Source organism: Adlercreutzia sp. St.1H8, assembly GCF_059728655.1.
On sequence record NZ_AP039376.1, the window covers coordinates 851874 to 866000 of the forward strand.

Below are 14127 nucleotides of genomic sequence, written 5' to 3' on the forward strand. Positions count from 1 at the left end.
CTGCGCCGAGGAGAGAGGAGGGCCCATGGCCCGAGAAGGAAAGACCCCGCGCCTGCCTGAGGCGGGGCAATGGCCTGACAAGGTGGCGCCTGCCGCGCTCGTCGCCGGCATCGTGCTCACCACCGTCGGGTTCCTCATGGCGTTTCTGACCGTGCCGCCGGTGGGCGGTGCCACCGTGGGCGGCGTCGAGCTCATCGGCGACGCCATGGTCAACCAGAAGATGCTCCTGTCGCAGAAGATCTTCTACTTCCACATGCCCGTGGCCATCACGTCGTTCGTGGCGCTGATCTTCGGCGCCTACTACAGCGTGCGCTTCCTCATGACGAAGAGCCAGCGCTTCGATACCTGCGCGCGCATCGCGCTGGAGCTGGCCCTGCTGTTCGTGGTGATGACCATGGTCACCGGCGAGATGTGGACGCGCTTCGAGTGGGGCGTGTGGTGGAGCTGGGAGCCGCGGCTTACCACCTACCTCATCCTCATGCTCATCGTCATCGCCTACTTCGTGCTGCGCAGCTCCATCGACGAGCCCGAGCGTCGCGCCACCTTCGCCGCCGTGGTGGCCGTCATCGCCGCCATCGACGTGCCCATCTGCTTCATGATCACGCGTCTCATCCCCTCATCCATCCACCCCGTGGTGCTGCGCGAAGGGGGCATGAGCCCCGAGATGGGGCTGTGCGTGGGCCTTGTGGCCCTCGGGATGCTGTGCGTCTGCTTCGCCCTGTACCGCGCCCGCTTTCGCCAGGTCCGCCTGTGCCAGCGGGTGGACGCCCTCAAGGAAACCCTCGACGACGAACGCTAGGAGAGAGCCATGAACCCCATTCTCGCTGACATCTACTCGACCATCCTGCCCTCCGCCCCCTACGTCATCGCCGCCTACGCGCTTCTGTGGGTGGCGCTGCTCGTCTACCTCCTCATCATTGCGCGCGGCACTAAGAAGGCCGAGGCCCAGCTTATGCTGCTCGAGGAGGCCGTGGCCGACGAGCGCGCCAAGGGGGAGTAGGCACTTCGTCGCGCGTGGCCTTGCGGGCGCCTCTCTGCGCTTCCGCGAGCGTGCGGCTGGAGTATTTGTTTCCTTAGGAAAACTTTCTGTCTGCGAGCTGTCTTTCGATGTGTTACCATTGGCTAACATTGATAGGGCGGCCGGAGTTGGCCGGCGCGCCGAGAGAGAGGAGAGGCCTTGAGCCGCATCGTCCGCATCCTTATGATGGCCGCCGCCTGGGTGTGCTTCGCCGTTGGCTGCATCGGCATCGTCGTGCCCGTGCTGCCCACCACGCCCCTCGTGCTGCTGGCGACGCTCCTCTTCGCCAAGTCCTCGCCTCGCTGCCATCGCTGGATCTGCTCGTCTAAGGTCTACCGCGCCTATGTGGTGCCCTTCCGCCAGGCAGGCGGGATGCCGCTCTCTGTGAAGGTGCGCGTGCTCGCGGTGTCGTGGGGAGTCATGGCCGTGAGCGCGCTGCTCGTGCAGAAGCCGACGGTCTGGGTCATCCTCACGGGGTGCGCCCTGTTCATGCTCTACCTGGTGGGCTTCCGCATTCCCACCGTCGACGTTGCCCCCGTCGCCCCGGCGCGTGTGGCCGAGGAAGCCGAGTAGGCCCTCCTGCCTCCCTCCCGCGCTGTCCGCCCGCCGCCCGCGCTGCTCGCCCGTCTCCCGCGCTGCTCGCCCGCGCCTCCCGCCCGTCTCCCGCGCTGCTCGCCTGCCTCGCGCTTCACGCCCGCGCTGCTGCCGCCTGGGGAATTCGGCGGCTCTGGCGTGCAGTCGCGTGGCCGGGGACGGCCACGCTTCCCCCGCTGCCGCTTCTGCTTCCGAGGAATTCGGCGGCAGAAATGCAAATTTCGACGGTTTTGCACTCCCCGTGGCCGCTCAGACGGGGCTTTCTCCGGCTTCGGAGGATAAAACCCCAGGTCGGCCTTGGCTGGATCCGATGGCAGCGGTTTCTCGGCGCTCGTCTCGGGTGCAAAACCGTCCGAATTTGCAGGAAGCGCCTCAGATGGCGGGGTTCGAAGGCGCCCTGTAGTATCATGGCCTCATCCCGGCGGCACCGCGCATGCCGCCTTCGCGCGCCCTGAGGCGCAGGCTCAAGAGAAAGGTGCTCGATGAAGGCGCTCATCCCCGCTGCGGGTCTGGGAACCCGCTTTTTGCCCGCCACCAAGTCCCAGCCCAAGGAGATGCTGCTCGTGGTGGATCGCCCGGCCATCCAGTACGTGGTGGAGGAGGGCCTGGCCTCGGCTGCCGACGAGGTGGTCATCATCAACAGCCGCGAGAAGAAGTCCATCGAGGATCACTTCAGCCCCGATCCGGCGCTCGTGGCGCTGCTGCGTGAGCGCGGCAAGGACGCCTACGCCGACGCCGTGGAGAAGGTGGGCGGCTACAACGTGAGCTACGTCTACCAGGAGGAGGCGCTCGGCTTGGGGCACGCGGTGCGCTGCGCCGCTGAGAAGACCGGCGACGAGCCGTTCTACGTGCTGCTCGGCGACGTGCTCGTGCCCGACAACAAGATGCTGCCGGCCATGCAGGCGGTATCCGACGCGCACGGCGGCGCGAGCGTCATCGCCGTCATGCCCGTGCCCGACGACCAGGTGAGTCGCTTCGGCGTCATCGCCGGCCAGGCTGTGGCCGCTGACGTGTGGAAGGTGGACTCGCTCGTGGAGAAGCCGGCGCTCGAGGACGCGCCGTCCAACCTGGCCGTGTTCGGCCGCTACCTCCTGAGCCCGCGGGTCATGGAGCTGCTGGCCGACGTGGAGCCAGGCGTGGGCGGCGAGATCCAGCTGACCGACGCGCTTGACGCGGTGCTGCGCGAGGAGGAGATGTACGCGCTCATCGTCGACCCGGCCGACGGTTTCGACACCGGCACCGTGGAAAGCTGGCTCGAGACCAACAACGAGCTCTACCGCAGAGCCCACGCCTAAGAAGCAGAACGGCCCCGCTTGGCGGGGCCGTTTTCTTGTGGGGGGGGAGGGCTGCCGCGCCGCCCGCGAGGCGCTGTCGGGGCCGTGGGGCGGCGCAGGTGCCCAAGGATCCGACGCGGCGCGCTTCGGTACGCGAGGAGGGCCCTCGGGGAGCAGATGTGCCGCCCCACGGCCCCGGAGAAAGAAGTGGCCCGGTGGAGAGGGGAGCTCCACCGGGCCGAAAGGAGGGGATGACGCGGCTCCTCGGAGCCGCTTCTGCTTCGTTCCAAAGCAGGCAAGTGGAGTAGGAGGGGAACCTTCGCACTTGCTGGTACCCAGTATAACGTGACCCTTTGAATAAGCCATGAATGCCCGGTGGGCATCTTGTGAATTTCCCATCCACACTTTGAGGAGTTTGTCAAATCCTTGCAGATCGTCAATGATATTTCAAACATTTGTTTGTTCTCGTCGTCCTAGCCGCCGGCCCGTGGTACCATGGCCGCCATGGATACGCTGTTTACTGAAATGGAGAACGCGGAGCGCAGCCGGGTGGCTCCCCTGGCGGTGCGCATGCGCCCCCGCACGCTCGACGAGCTGGTGGGCCAGGCCGAGGCCGTGGGGCCGGGCAGCTGGCTGCGCACGGCCATCGAGCAGGACACGCTGAGCTCGGTCATCCTCTACGGCCCGGCTGGCACGGGGAAGACCTCGCTCGCGCACGTGATCGCGGAGTCGACGAAGGCCACGTTTGTGGAGGTGTCGGCCATCGGCGGCACGGTGTCAGACCTCCGGCGCGAGATCGATGCTGCGGAGAAGCGGCTGCTCATGGGTGGGCTGCGCACCATCTTGTTCGTGGACGAGATCCACCGCTTCAACCGCTCCCAGCAAGACGCCCTGCTCCATGCGGTGGAAGACCGCATGGTGGTGCTCGTGGGCGCCACCACCGAGAACCCCTTCTTCGAGGTGAACTCGGCGCTCATCTCGCGCTCACGCGTGGTGGAGCTGCGCTCGCTGGCAGACGAGGACATCGCAGAGCTTGTCGCGCGGGCCGTGGCCGACGAGCGCGGGCTCGGCGGCCTCTACGCGCTGGAGGACGAGGCGCGTGACGCCATCGTGCTGCTGGCCGGCGGGGACGGCCGCACGGCGCTCACCACCCTTGAGCTAGCGGCGGGCATGGTACCCCCGGGCACGCAGAGGGCACCGGTGGCCATCACCGAGGCCATGGTGCGCGCGGCCACGCCGCACCGGACGCTGCCCTACGACAAGAACAAGGACATGCACTACGACGTCATCTCGGCGTTCATCAAGTCCATGCGCGGGTCAGACCCGGATGCCGCCGTCTACTGGCTCGCCCGCATGATCGACGGGGGAGAGGACCCGAAGTTCATCGCGCGCCGCATGTACATCGCCGCATCGGAGGACATCGGCAACGCCGATCCCCAGGCGCTGCTCGTGGCTGCGGCGGCCTTTCGCGCCGTCGAGGTCATCGGCTACCCGGAGTGCCGTATCAACCTGGCGCAGGCCGCCATCTACCTGGCGCTCGCTCCCAAGTCCAATGCGGCGGAGGCCGCCATCGACGCCGCCCTGGCGGAGGTGCGCCACGGGCCCGCGCGCAAGGTGCCCGACCACCTGCGTGACCGCCACCGCCCCGGATCGGAAAGCTATGGAGCCTACAAGTACCCGCACAGCTACCCGGCCGGCTGGGTAGAGCAGCAGTACCTGCCCGACGGCCTTGCCCGCGGCGCCTTCTACCAGCCGGGCGTCCGCGGCTGGGAGGCCTATCGATCAGATGCCGCCGCCCGTGACCGCGCCGACGCGCAATCCTGAGCCGGCGTCTGCCAGGGGGGCGTCGCCCTGCCGCGCGCCCGAGAGCATGGGCGGGCCGCCTAACGGGGATCGCTCGTGGCACCTTCTCCGCAGGCGTTGCCGCGTGCGTTCGGGGGGGGGGTGGGCGAGAGGCCCTCGGCGTGCATCGCCGGCCTTCCTGCCAGGTAACGGGGAGGCATCGGGGGAATCCCCGGCGCGTAAAAGCGTGAGGGGCCTGTATAGAATAGGCCTCTGAAGACCGCGAAGTGCTATAGTTTAGCTTTCAAGTCAACGAGGAGGCTGACATGGAACTGCTCAACATCGCCCTGCCCATCGTCTACGCGCTCGTCGGCGTCGCCCTGGTGTGGTTCATCGTCGAGCTGGTCATGACCGTGCGCACGGCGCGCAAGACGGTCAAGTCCGTCAAGCAGCAGATCGACCCCACGCTGGAGAGCGTCGGCAAGATCACCGCATCGCTCGAGCCGGCCGTGGCCAACGTGAACAAGCTCACCGAGCAGCTGCAGCCCACCATCGAGCACGTGGAGAACATCACCGCGTCGCTCGAGCCCGTCTCCGCGAAGATCGACCCGCTCGTCGACCGCGTCTCGCTCACCGTGGACGCCGCCAACCTGGAGATCATGCGCGTGGACCAGATCCTGGAGGACGTCACCCAGATCACCGAGTCGGTGTCTAACACCCTCGACACGGTGGACACCGTCACCAACGCCCCGCTCGAGCTGGTGAACTCCGTTACCGACCGCGTGCGCTCCCGCTTCAAGCCGCGCTACGCCAGCAAGGAGTCCGAGCAGCTCGGCCAGGCCGCTTCGTCCGGCAGCCATGCTGTGAGGGACTTCGTGGACGCCGCCTCTGACGCGGCTGGCGCCGCCGTGTCTGAGCAGCGCGCCCGCATGCATGAGCGCAAAGAGGCCCGCGCGGCCCGCACCGAGGCCGCCCATGCCCGCGGCGAGTCGCTGTCCGATACCGCTGCGACCATGACCGACACCATCGTCGATGCCGTCGATGCCGATACCGCGCCGACGGCAGGCTCGGGCTATACCACCATCGCCCCCGAGGCCGACCAGCGCTAGCGGCTCGCCATGAAGCTCCCCGACCCCTCCAAGCCCGCGCCGAAGGCGCCTCGCCGCCCCTCGGTGATGGACACCATCACCCTGCCGCCGGTGGAGGAGGCCGTGGAGGCCTATGCCAAGGCCGACGGCTACGTGCACGCCCCGGGCTCTGAGGCCCAGGAGGCCGCCCGATCGGTGGAGGCCGCAGGGCTCGCAGCCGGGGAAGCCGTGTCCCAGGAAGCCCTGCGTGCCGACAAGGCGCGCCGGCGCTTCCTCGATGTGTGGACGGCGGTGGGCGCCATCCTGCTCACGGGCGTCGTCGTCTACTTGCTCAGCATCCTCTCGGTGCCGGTGTCCATCGTCATCTGGACGGTGGTCATCGTGTTCTGCCTGCGCGGCGTCGTCAACGGGCTTGAGCGTCGCGGCGTCAACCGCACGGTGGGCACGGCGCTCGCCTACGTGGCCATGGCGCTTGTGCTCGGGTTCTTCGCCTTCCTGCTGTTCTCGCCGATGTTCGGCCTGAACGCCCAGTTCGCCGACCTCATGTCGTCCATCCCGCAGTATGTGGAGGCGCTTTCCGCCTGGGGCAACGACCTCTACGCCCGCTATGCGCACGTCTTCGAGGACGCTACGGTCAAGCACCTCATCGACGAGGTGCAGTCCAACCTCACCGCCTGGGCGTCTGCGGTGGCCCAGGGCAGCGCGTCGGGCCTCATCGGCGTGGGAACCGTCATCGCCAACGGTCTCATGGCCCTGGGCTTCGCGCTCGTCATCGCCTTCTGGGTGCTCATGGAGCTGCCTGCCATCGGCCGGGAGTGCCGTCGCCTCCTGGACGAGCGCCGCATCGAGGACGCTGAGTTCCTCCACTACACGTTCACCCGCGTCATGGGCGGCTACATCAAGGGAACCCTGCTCCAATGCGCCATCATCGGCATCGTCTGCGGTGTGCTGTTCGCGGTGCTCGGCATCCCCAATGCTGCGGCCCTGGGCGGCATCACGGGCGTGCTCAACATCATCCCCATCATCGGCCCGTGGCTCGGCGGCGCCGCGACAGCTGTCGTCGCCGTGTTCGTGAGCCCGCTCGCGGCCCTCATCGCGCTCGTTGGCACCATTCTCGTCCAGCAGTTCGTCTACACGTTCATCTCGCCTAAGATCATGTCGAACTCGGTCGATGTGCACCCGGCGCTCACCCTCATGGCCCTCATGGTGGGCTCGGCGCTCGGCGGTGCCATGAGCGGCCTGCTCGGCTCGCTCGTGGGCATGCTCGCCTCCATCCCCGCGGTGGCGGTCATGAAGTCGGTGTTCGTCTACTACTTCGAGAAGCGCACCGGCCGTCGCGTGGTGGCTGAGGACGGCGTCTTCTTCAAGGGCACCACGTCCGAGACGAGCGACAACGCTCCCGACCCCATGGCCGATGCCGTCTCGCCGCATCCGGACTCCACGGCCGCCATGGAGCGCATCGAGCTGGCGCGTGCCGAGGGCCGTCGCGGTCCGTTCGCCGGCTGGAGCCCGGCCCCCATGGGAAAGAAGGGCAAGGCCGCGAAGGCGAAGAAGGATCGAAGGCCGCCTGCCAAGGGAAAGCACGGCTAGCGCTCCGCGCGCGTCGGTACGTTTCGGCTCGACGCGCCGCCGTCTCTCGCGATTCCGCCCGACGCCGGTGCGGCGCGCCCGCGTCGGCGCGGCATGTCAGCGGATCGTGTTTCCCCGCCGCTCGGCCGCCGCCCGGGCGCCTTCCGTACTATAATGTTCCGTCAGCGTGTCCGCCCCGGCGGCGCGTCGTCACGGGAAAGCGGGCCGGCAGGCCCTCGCCATAGACAGAAAGAGCAACCCATGGAATTCATGACAACCGCCGAGATCCGCGAGAAGTACCTCAGCTACTTCGAGGGCAAGGGCTGCAAGCGCATGCCGTCGTCCTCCCTCATCCCCGACGATCCGTCGCTTCTGCTCACGAGCGCCGGCATGGTGCAGTTCAAGCCCTACTTCCTGCAGCAGAAGCAGCTCGAGGAGCCCTACATCGGCACCACCACCGTGCAGAAGTGCGTGCGCACCAACGACATCGACATCATCGGCACCACCGGCCGCCATCTGAGTTTCTTCGAGATGCTCGGCAACTTTTCCTTCGGCAAGTACTTCAAGAAGGAGATGTGCGCCTGGGCCTACGACTTCTCCGTCAACGTGCTTGGCCTGCCGGCCGAGCGCCTGTACTTCACCGTGTTCGAGGACGACGACGAGACTATCGAGATCTGGAAGGGCCTTGGCGTGCCCGAGGATCACATCTCGCGTCTCGGCGAGGACGACAACTTCTGGCGCGCCGGCCCCACCGGCCCCTGCGGCCCCTGCTCGGAGATCTACTTCGACCAGGGCCCGGAGTTCGGCTGCGGCAGCCCTGACTGCGCGCCGGGTTGCGACTGCGACCGCTTCCTCGAGTACTGGAACTGCGTGTTCACCCAGTATGACGGCCAGGAGGACGGCACGCTTCTGCCCCTGCCCAAGAAGAACATCGACACGGGCATGGGCCTCGAGCGCATGGCTGCCATCATGCAGGGAGTCCAGTCCAACTACGACACCGACGTGCTGCGCAGCCTGGTGGGCGTAGGCGAGCGCCTCTCGGGCAAGGCCTACGGCGACGACCCCGAGGCCGACCTGGCCCTGCGCATCATCGCCGATCACAGCCGCGCGGTCACCTTCATGATCGCCGACGGCATCCTGCCCTCCAACGAGGGCCGCGGCTACGTGCTGCGCCGCCTGCTGCGCCGCGCCATCATGAAGGCCCACCTCATCGGCATCGAGGGCCCGTTCCTCAACGAGTACGTGGACGAGATCGTGCGCCTCATGGGAGATGTGTACCCCGAGATCGTGGAGAACCGCGAGCTGGAGCGCAAGCTCATCCTGGCGGAGGAGGATCGCTTCGGCGCCACCCTGCGCCAGGGCCAGAGCTTTCTGGAGGAGGCGCTCGCCAACTTGGAGGGCGACGTGCTGGCCGGCGAGGAGGCCTTCACCCTGCACGACACCTACGGGTTCCCCGTGGAGGTGACACGCGAGATAGCCGAGGCTCGCGGCGTGACGGTGGACATGGAGGGCTTCGAGCGCTCCATGGCCGCCCAGCGCGAGCGCGCCCGCGCCGCCGGCGCCAAGGACGCCGAGGCCGCCTGGTCCACCTACGGCGGCGTCTACGCCGACCTGCTGGCCGAGCTCGGCCCCACGCGCTTCGTGGGCTACGACGCCACGGCCGCCGAGGCCTCCGTGGCCGCCCTCGTGCGCGACGGCGAGCGCGTGGAGTCCCTGGCGGCGGGGGAGACCGGCGAGGTCGTCCTGGACGTCACCCCCTTCTACGCCGAGATGGGCGGCGAGGTGGGCGACACCGGCCTCATGGACAACGGCGAGGGGCACGTCTACGTGCTCGACACCAAGGCGCCGGAGAAGGGGCTCACCGTCCACTCCGTGCGCTGCGAGGACGCCCCCCTGGCGGTGGGCGACGCCGTGGTCGCCCGCGTGGACGCCCAGCGTCGCGCGGCCATCGAGCGCAACCACACGGCCACCCACATCCTCCACGCGGCCCTGCGCCAGGTGCTCGGAGAGCACGTCAAGCAGGCCGGCTCCTACGTGGGCCCCGACCGCCTGCGCTTCGACTTCACCCACTTCGAGGCCCTCACCCCCGAGCAGATCGCCGAGGTGGAGCGCGTGGCCAACCTGCGCATCATGGAGGCCGTGCCCACCACCATCTACGAGACCTCCCTCGACGAGGCCCGTGCCGACGGCGTGACGGCCCTGTTCGGCGAGAAGTACGGCGAGACGGTGCGCGTGGTGGCGGCCGGCGAGTTCTCCCGCGAGCTGTGCGGCGGCTGCCATGTGGGCAACACCGCCGAGATCGGCTTCGCGAAGATCGTCTCCGAGTCGTCGGTGGGCGCCAACCTGCGTCGCATCGAGGCAGTGACCAGCTACGGTGCGCTCGCCTACGTCAACAAGATGGAGGCTGAGCTCAAGGAGGCCGCGGCCGCCCTGCGCGTGTCGCCCTCGGACGTGGCCGAGCGCGCGGCCGCCAACGTCAAGGCGCTCAAGGAGCTCCAGCAGAAGAGCAAGCGCGCCCAGGGCGCCATCGGCGGGGATGCTGTGGCCGGGCTACTGGCCCAGGTGCAGGAGGCTCCGGCCGGCTATCCGGTCATCATCGCGCGCGTCGAGGTCGGTGACGGCGGCCAGATGCGCAACCTGTGGGATGTCGTGCGCTCGCGCATGGAGCGCCCTGGCGCGCTCGTAGCGGCCAGCGTGAGCGACGGCAAGCCCGTGCTCATGGCCGCCGGCTCCGACGAGGCCGTGGCCGCCGGCTTCAACGCCGGCGCGCTCATCAAGGCCATGGGGCCGGCCATCCAGGGCGGTGGCGGCGGCAAGCCCACCATGGCCCAGGCCGGCGGCAAGAACGCCGAGGGCATTGACGACGCCCTCCAGATCGCCCGCGACATGATCCTGTAGCGCTCTCGCGAAGAAGGCCCCGAAGCGTCCCGCCGCCACCCGCGCGCGGGGCGCTTTGCGTTATGCCGGTGTCCGGTATAATCGCCTTACCTGCGATTATGCGAGGAGGAAACGAACCTATGAACAAGCATCAGCTCGCATCCAAGATCTGGGAATCCGCCAACCGCATGCGCGGGAAGGTGGAGGCAAGCGAGTACAAGGACTTTATCCTCGGCTTCATCTTCTACAAGTACCTTTCCGAGCAGGAAGAGCAGTTCTTCCTTAAGGAGGGCATGACGGCCGCTGACATGACGGAGCTCACCGAGGAGGATGCTGAGACCGTAGGGTACGCCCAAAATCGCCTGGGCTATTTCATCTCCTACGATAACCTCTTCTCCACGTGGATTGCCGAGGGGAACGACTTCACCATCTCGCGTGTCTACGATGCGCTCTCGGCGTTCAGCCGTCTTGTGAGCCCCAAGCGCAAGAGACTGTTCGAAGGCGTGTTTGCCACTCTGCAGACGGGATTGTCCAAGCTGGGAGACGCCGCTTCTCAGACGCGATCCGTACGCGAGCTCATCCATCTCATCCAATCCATTCCCATGGATGGCCGCCAGGGCTATGACGTGCTCGGCTATATCTACGAGTATCTCATCGAGAAGTTTGCATCGAGCGCTGGCAAGAAGGCCGGCGAGTTCTACACGCCCCACGAGGTGTCGCAGCTCATGTCCGAGATCGTGGCCGACCACCTTCATGAGCGTGACAACATACGCATCTACGACCCTACGAGCGGTTCGGGATCGCTGCTCATCACCATCGGCGAGGCGGTCAAGCGTCGCATGGGCAATGCGGACGGCATCGTCTATTACGCGCAGGAGCTCATCCAGTCCACCTACAACCTCACGCGGATGAACTTGGTCATGCGCGGAATCAGCGCCGCGAACATCTATGTTCGCAATGGTGACACGCTCGAAGACGATTGGCCGTACTTCGATGACGCCGACCCGTCGGGAACCTATGACCCGCTCTATGTTGACGCGGTGGTGTCCAATCCGCCGTACTCTCAGCGCTGGGAGCCGGATGGGAAGGACGTGGACCCCCGCTTCTCGAACTACGGCCTGGCTCCGCGGTCGAAGGCTGACTACGCGTTCCTGCTTCACGATCTCTTCCACCTGAAGCCGTCCGGCATCATGTGCATCGTCTTGCCGCATGGCGTTCTGTTCCGCGGCGGCGAGGAGGGCCAGATCCGCCGGAACCTTATCGAAAACGACAAGATAGCCGCCATCATAGGCCTGCCTGCGAACATCTTCTACGGCACCGGCATTCCCACCATCATCATGGTATTGAGGCAGAACCGCCCGGAAAGCGATGTGCTCATCGTCGACGCCTCCAAGGGCTTCGAGAAGGACGGGAAGAACAACAGGCTGAGGTCGTCGGACATCAGGCGGATTGTCGACGTCGTCGATTCTCGCTCAACGGTCGAGGGCTTCTCGCGCCTCGTCAGCAAGGACGAGATTCGCGAGAACGACTACAACCTGAACATCCCTCGCTACGTGGACTCGTCGGATCCAGTGGAGACATGGGACTTGTATGCCTCCATGTTCGGGGGTATCCCCCTTGCTGAAATCGACGATCTGGGAAGATTCTGGCAGGCGTTTCCCGGCCTGAGGGAGTCTGCCTTCGGGTCTGATGACGGACATTGTGCTCGCCTTTGCGTGGATGACCTGAAGGAGGCGGTTCTCGATCATGAGGCGGTGAAGGCCTATTTCGCTCGCTACGACGAGGCCTTCGGGGCTCTTCGCGCCGATGCTGCGAGAAAGCTTGTAGGCAACTGGGAATCGGTCGATCCCCTAGGTGCCAAGGAAGAGCTTGCCGACGAGATCTTCGGGCGAATGGAGCTCTTCCCCCTGCTCGACAAGTATCATGCGTTCCAGGCGCTTGACGATGCCTGGGAATCTGTCGCCGCTGATTTAGAGATGCTGCAGACCGAGGGGTTCGAAGCGGCGCGCGTCGTCGATCCGCGACTTGTCATCAAGAAGAAGAACGGCAAGGACGTCGAAGTCCAGGAGGGCTGGCAGGGGCACGTCATCCCCTTTGACTTGGTGCAGGATCTGGTTCTGGCTGACGAACTCGAGGCTCTGAGGGGTCTAACGGAAGATCTTGCTTGCGTGAAGGGGGAGTGCGACGCCCTGGCAGAAGAGCTGCCTTCGGAAGAGGACGACGCGGCGGAGTCCGAGTTGACCGAGGACGAGGTGACGGAGAAGCAGGAGAAGCTTGCCGCGCTGCAGAAGCGTCAGAAGGCGCTGAAGAAGTCGGTGAAAGAGGCGGAGGGCGCACTGGAGCTTGCGACGGCTGAGGCGATGAAGGGGCTATCCGACGCCCAGGTTCATGAGCTGCTGGAGCGAAAGTGGATCGATCCGCTTGTGGAGGCATTGGAAGCGCTACCCCGAAAGGCCGTCGACGAGCTGGTTGCGAAGATAGGGGGACTCGAGGACAAGTACGGCGACACCTATGCCGATGTGGCCCAGCAGATCAGCGAGACGGAACGTGAGCTCGACGAGATGCTGGGGCAGCTTGTCGGAAACGACTTCGACATGCTCGGCATCGCCGAGCTGCGCAATCTCCTGGGCGGTGGGCAGCATGACTGAGCAGCGTAAGTCGGAAACAGAGCGCAAGCCCACCCTGAGATTCAAAGGTTTCACCGATCCTTGGGAACAGCGTAAGCTGGGGGATTATGGTGTAACTTATGGCGGCCTGTCTGGCAAAACCAAAGAAGACTTCGGACATGGTGATGCCAGTTTTGTTCCCTACACCAATGTTTTCGACAACCCAATCACGGACGTAGAAAGGCTTGAATCTGTCGAAATCGATTCGAGGCAAAATAGGGTGAAGTTTGGCGATGTGCTGTTTACGGTTTCATCTGAAACGCCGGAGGAAGTTGGCATGTCTTCGGTTTGGCTGGCTGACCGGCCGAATGTCTACCTGAACAGCTTTTGTTTCGGCTATAGGCAAAAGGGGATCTTCGAGCCGTACTATCTTGCTTACATGCTTAGGTCGCAAAGCGTTCGAAGCAGCCTGGCGTTGCTGGCTCAAGGCATTTCCCGCTTTAATATTTCCAAGAAGAGGGTGATGGAGCTCGAGGTTCCCTGTCCACGGATCGAAGAGCAGAAGCAAATCGGCGCGCTCTTCCAAAGGCTCGACTCGCTCATCACCCTTCACCAGCGTAAGGTTGACAAATTAAAGACTGTCAAACAATCACTGCTCGACAGAATGTTTCCAAAAGAGGGCGAGAGTGTCCCCGAGCTCCGTTTCGCCGGTTTCACCGATCCTTGGGAACAGCGTAAGCTGGGGGATTATGGTGTAACTTATGGCGGCCTGTCTGGCAAAACCAAAGAAGACTTCGGACATGGTGATGCCAGTTTTGTTCCCTACACCAATGTTTTCGACAACCCAATCACGGACGTAGAAAGGCTTGAATCTGTCGAAATCGATTCGAGGCAAAATAGGGTGAAGTTTGGCGATGTGCTGTTTACGGTTTCATCTGAAACGCCGGAGGAAGTTGGCATGTCTTCGGTTTGGCTGGCTGACCGGCCGAATGTCTACCTGAACAGCTTTTGTTTCGGCTATAGGCAAAAGGGGATCTTCGAGCCGTACTATCTTGCTTACATGCTTAGGTCGCAAAGCGTTCGAAGCAGCCTGGCGTTGCTGGCTCAAGGCATTTCCCGCTTTAATATTTCCAAGAAGAGGGTGATGGAGCTCGAGGTTCCCTGTCCACGGATCGAAGAGCAGAAGCAAATCGGCGCGCTCTTCCAAAGGCTCGACTCGCTCATCACCCTTCACCAGCGTGAGGTCGATATTCTCAAGAACGTCAAGCAGGGTTTGCTCGATAAGATGTTCGTCTAGCGCTTACGCTGGCGATGGGAGG

10 protein-coding genes are annotated in these 14127 nt (G+C 65.0%); all 10 read left to right on the plus strand.

Annotated features, from left to right (window positions below; all coding sequences use genetic code 11):
* Positions 1–25: 25 nt before the first annotated feature.
* The 10 genes from ccsA to AC6I0Y_RS03135 all read left to right on the plus strand — a co-directional run bounded on the left by ccsA (position 26) and on the right by AC6I0Y_RS03135 (position 14105).
* On the plus strand, positions 26–799 hold the full coding sequence (gene ccsA / locus AC6I0Y_RS03090; RefSeq protein ID WP_160708927.1) for a cytochrome c biogenesis protein: 774 nt from the start codon (positions 26–28) through the stop codon (positions 797–799).
* A gap of 9 nt (positions 800–808) precedes the next feature.
* Positions 809–1000 (plus strand): hypothetical protein, encoded by a 192-nt coding sequence (locus tag AC6I0Y_RS03095; RefSeq protein ID WP_160708925.1) that lies wholly within the window; start codon positions 809–811, stop codon positions 998–1000.
* Between the two features lie 177 nt (positions 1001–1177).
* Positions 1178–1591, plus strand: coding sequence for a YbaN family protein (locus tag AC6I0Y_RS03100; RefSeq protein WP_160708923.1), 414 nt, complete (start codon positions 1178–1180; stop codon positions 1589–1591).
* A 503-nt stretch (positions 1592–2094) separates the two neighbouring features.
* A complete protein-coding gene (locus AC6I0Y_RS03105) occupies positions 2095–2907 on the plus strand; it encodes a UTP--glucose-1-phosphate uridylyltransferase (RefSeq protein ID WP_160708921.1) in 813 nt (270 codons plus the stop codon).
* Positions 2908–3390: 483 nt separating this feature from the next.
* Positions 3391–4710, plus strand: coding sequence for a replication-associated recombination protein A (locus AC6I0Y_RS03110; protein WP_497733640.1), 1320 nt, complete (start codon positions 3391–3393; stop codon positions 4708–4710).
* Between the two features lie 284 nt (positions 4711–4994).
* Positions 4995–5777 carry a DUF948 domain-containing protein gene (locus AC6I0Y_RS03115; RefSeq protein ID WP_497733033.1) on the plus strand — a complete coding sequence of 261 codons (783 nt, stop codon included), beginning with the start codon at positions 4995–4997 and terminating at the stop codon, positions 5775–5777.
* Positions 5778–5786: 9 nt separating this feature from the next.
* The gene (locus tag AC6I0Y_RS03120) at positions 5787–7346 is read left to right on the plus strand and encodes an AI-2E family transporter (protein WP_497733035.1); all 1560 of its coding nucleotides are present in this window, start codon (positions 5787–5789) and stop codon (positions 7344–7346) included.
* Between the two features lie 240 nt (positions 7347–7586).
* Positions 7587–10223, plus strand: coding sequence for an alanine--tRNA ligase (alaS, locus tag AC6I0Y_RS03125; protein WP_497733037.1), 2637 nt, complete (start codon positions 7587–7589; stop codon positions 10221–10223).
* Positions 10224–10342: 119 nt separating this feature from the next.
* Entirely contained in the window at positions 10343–12850 is a 2508-nt protein-coding gene (locus AC6I0Y_RS03130; protein WP_497733038.1) for a type I restriction-modification system subunit M, read from the plus strand.
* The gene (locus AC6I0Y_RS03135; protein WP_497733040.1) at positions 12843–14105 is read left to right on the plus strand and encodes a restriction endonuclease subunit S; all 1263 of its coding nucleotides are present in this window, start codon (positions 12843–12845) and stop codon (positions 14103–14105) included. Before AC6I0Y_RS03130 ends, AC6I0Y_RS03135 begins: the two co-directional genes overlap by 8 nt.
* Positions 14106–14127: the final 22 nt, after the last annotated feature.

What these genes read in the sequence shown, in the direction of transcription:
- ccsA (WP_160708927.1), top strand. Translation starts at nt 26, where the DNA reads ATGGCCCGAGAAGGAAAGACCCCGCGCCTGCCTGAGGCGGGGCAATGG.
- AC6I0Y_RS03095 (WP_160708925.1), top strand. Translation starts at nt 809, where the DNA reads ATGAACCCCATTCTCGCTGACATCTACTCGACCATCCTGCCCTCCGCC.
- AC6I0Y_RS03105 (WP_160708921.1), top strand. Translation starts at nt 2,095, where the DNA reads ATGAAGGCGCTCATCCCCGCTGCGGGTCTGGGAACCCGCTTTTTGCCC.
- AC6I0Y_RS03110 (WP_497733640.1), top strand. Translation starts at nt 3,391, where the DNA reads ATGGATACGCTGTTTACTGAAATGGAGAACGCGGAGCGCAGCCGGGTG.
- AC6I0Y_RS03115 (WP_497733033.1), top strand. Translation starts at nt 4,995, where the DNA reads ATGGAACTGCTCAACATCGCCCTGCCCATCGTCTACGCGCTCGTCGGC.
- AC6I0Y_RS03120 (WP_497733035.1), top strand. Translation starts at nt 5,787, where the DNA reads ATGAAGCTCCCCGACCCCTCCAAGCCCGCGCCGAAGGCGCCTCGCCGC.
- alaS (WP_497733037.1), top strand. Translation starts at nt 7,587, where the DNA reads ATGGAATTCATGACAACCGCCGAGATCCGCGAGAAGTACCTCAGCTAC.
- AC6I0Y_RS03130 (WP_497733038.1), top strand. Translation starts at nt 10,343, where the DNA reads ATGAACAAGCATCAGCTCGCATCCAAGATCTGGGAATCCGCCAACCGC.
- AC6I0Y_RS03135 (WP_497733040.1), top strand. Translation starts at nt 12,843, where the DNA reads ATGACTGAGCAGCGTAAGTCGGAAACAGAGCGCAAGCCCACCCTGAGA.